The following is a 394-nucleotide window of genomic DNA, read 5'->3' as shown; positions in this document are numbered from 1 at the left end:
CGTTTAGAGATTGGCAGGACAGTTATTGGGATAAGGTCGGGAAGCCTTCTGGCTTAACTCGTATTGGTCCAGGTCGTAGGCGTTTCACTCGGGACCAGTGGAACCAGTAGATGCAACAAGCCAAGACTTTAGCTATTGCTCTGGCTGATGGACGTGCTGTTGCAAAGCGTGTTGATGCTGCAAAAGCTAAGGCTGAAAAGTTTGAGAAGGCGGGCCCGTTGGTTGGTGCTGTTTCTTCTGCTGTTGCTGGTGGTGTTGTTCAGGTTTCTGAGTCATTCACGAAAAGCCGTTTTGATGATGGTGCGAAGTCTCGTGAAAATGAAATTCATTTATTGAAGAATCAAAATGAGAAGTTGAAAGCGAGTAATTCATCACTAAAAACAAAAATTCACAA

At 44.7% G+C, this 394-nt stretch carries 1 protein-coding gene; it reads left to right on the top strand.

All coding sequences use genetic code 11. The annotated features are described in order from the left end of the window. Positions 1-110: 110 nt before the first annotated feature. A partial coding sequence (locus tag KP705_RS18755; protein WP_215765398.1) for a hypothetical protein occupies positions 111-394 on the top strand: 284 nt, incomplete at its 3' end.

Source organism: Gluconobacter sp. P1D12_c (genome assembly GCF_018812105.1).
Classification (GTDB): domain Bacteria; phylum Pseudomonadota; class Alphaproteobacteria; order Acetobacterales; family Acetobacteraceae; genus Gluconobacter; species Gluconobacter oxydans_A.
This window is presented reverse-complemented; position numbering and strand designations above follow the sequence as displayed.